Source organism: Microcoleus sp. Pol12A5, from assembly GCF_036701435.1.
Lineage (GTDB): Bacteria > Cyanobacteriota > Cyanobacteriia > Cyanobacteriales > Microcoleaceae > Microcoleus.
Genome location: NZ_JAUBQU010000253.1, coordinates 1 through 2,645 on the forward strand (window position 1 = coordinate 1; position 2,645 = coordinate 2,645).

Here is a 2,645-nt window from a genome sequence, read left to right on the forward strand (position 1 = left end):
GATGCGGTTAAAAATGGGGTAAATCAAACTACCGATCAGTTAGAAACTACTCTGGGCAATGTACTTGGATCTGATTTCAACGTCAAAGTCTATCGCAATTCTACTCAAGATGAAAGCACTTTACTAATTACACTGGGTAAAGCATATCAAACCGATGCTAATTTAGCCCAAAATTTAGGGGTGCCGAGATTAGGTTTGACTACGGATGGGAAAGCTAAATCAACAGCAAATTTTGATTTGGCGATCGCTGTGGGCGTCCATAAAGATTTTGGTTGCTTCATAGATACCGACAAAACCAAGCTTACAGCTAATTTTGACGCCGGAATAGATGACAACTCTAAGGCACAAGCTAATTTAGGCGTTTTACAACTTGACCTGAATAATAATCTTCAAAATCCCACTAAAGCTGAGGCTAAATTAGCAGTCAATTTGAAGGATTTGGATAATTTGGGAGGTGCGAATGATGGCTCTCGCTTAACTCTCTCAGAACTTGGCGGTAACTATCAGTTATCAGACTTGTTTAATTCTACCTTAACTGCTAATGCTAATCTCGGTCTGCAAGCTAAAACTAGCATTAACAACAATCCTGCTTTTCCTTCCTTAAGTTTTGACCTAGGCGCTAATTGGCAGGCGATTAATTATACCAACGGTCAATTAACTGCACCGCAAAAGCCAACAGTTAATATCGATAACGTCTCTTTTAACTGGGGGCAAACATTACAAGGGTTGGAAAGAAGTTTGACTCAGCTTCAAGACAGTCTCAATCAAAATTTAATGGAAGTTAAACTTCCAATCTTAGGAAAATTGAAAGACGTAATTCCCGGCAATTCTAGTGCTTTAAATTTCCTTAATACCTTCAAAGAGACTGCAATAAATGAGTTGAAGTTAGTCAGCGAGCGTACTCTCAGTTCAACCCTCACTTCTCTTGTCCAAGATTCGCTAGATGGCAATTTCAATTCCGAAGCATTAGGTGCAAAATTAACTTCTCAATTTACCCAAAAATTTTCTGAACAAATTGCCAACAACCTGCAAGCAGAATTAACCAAATATTTCCCTCCCAACAAGTCTGTATTTGGTTTCTCTGTGCCTCGTTTAAAAGTCATTGGCAAAGGAACTCCAGACGACATTAATCTACAAATTTTCCTAGACCAAAACTATAAATTTCCAGATGTTAACCTTTCTGGAGACTTAGGAATTCCAGCACTAGGTTTGGATGTAAATGGCAAAGCACAATCCAAACTTGAGGGTAACTTATCATTAGGATTTGGCATCAATCAAGATTTTGGTTTCTATGTTGACACCACTCAAACCAAACTGGACGCAAATGTAGAAGCTGGTCTAGATAATAATTTCAATGCCAAAGGTAAATTAGGCTTTTTCCAAATTGACCTTGCCAACGATAAGGACAGTCCTACCAAAGCTGAAGCAAAATTTGCCGTCAAATTAAAAGATTTAGATAATTTGGGAGGTGCAAATGACGGCGATCGCCTAACTTTCCCAGAACTTACTAGCAACTATCAGTTGTCAGACTTATTGAACCCTACCTTAAATAGTAGTGCTAATCTCGGTCTGCAAGCCAAAACTAGCATTAACGGCAATCCGGCTATCCCATCCTTTGACTTCGACATCGGAGTTAATTGGCCGATCGTCAACTACGCTAACGGTGAATTAACCGGGCCGCAAACTCCAACGGTAAACTTCGATAATGTCAAACTTAACTTGGGAACATTTGTCAGTAACTTTGCTAAACCAATTGTCGGCAAAATCTCAGAAATTGTCAAGCCCTTCAAACCAGTTGTTGACTTCTTGAATGCTGATACTAAATTAGTGTCTAAAATTGGTCTTGGCAAGTTTTTTGACCAAAATAAAGATGGCAAAGTTACTCTTGTAGACATAGCAGGAACATTGTTAGGCAAAAAAATTGATACTCGCTTCTTAGATGGCCTTAAAAACATTGACAATCTCAGTCAGTTAGCCAACCAAATTTCAACCAATAATAGTGGATTATTCCTTGACTTAGGTTCCTATAGACTAGGAAAGTTTGATGCTACCAATCCCAATTCTAGCACTAAAAATGCTGTGCTTGTCTCTAAGAGTCGTCCTGCCAACGCCAACCAACAAATAAACTCAAAAACAGGAGGCAAAGTCAAGAAGTTTTTGAATGATTTTACAGGAATTGAAGGTCTAGACATACCCCTATTAACTAAGCCAAGTAATGCAGTTAATTTGCTATTAGGGAAACCGGATGTCAACCTTTTTACCTATGATATGCCCAAACTAGGGTTTGACTTCAACATCGACAAAACCTTTCCCATCTGGGGACCAATCAGCGGACTTTTAGAAGGAAAATTTAGTGCATCTGCGGATCTAGGATTTGGATACGATACCTACGGACTTCAACAGTGGAAAAATGCTGGGTTCGATTCGCGATCGGCTATTAAAGTTTTGGATGGATTTTATGTAAGCGATCGCGAAAATGCTAACGGCATAGGACAAGATGTTGACGAACTCAAACTTAAAGCTACTATTGGTGCTGGATTTGGACTAGATGTGGTAGTTGCTTCTGGTTATTTAAAAGGAGGAATTGAGGGAAATGTAGGTATTGATTTGGTAGACAAAGGAGAAAATAACGGCACAAGCGATGG

The 2,645-nt window shown here is 39.1% G+C and carries 1 protein-coding gene; it reads left to right on the forward strand.

Annotation, left to right across the window (positions count from 1 at the left end):
- Window positions 1-2,645, forward strand: a 2,645-nt coding sequence (locus tag QUA45_RS28475) for a hypothetical protein (RefSeq protein ID WP_333223270.1), incomplete at both ends; no start/stop codon positions are given.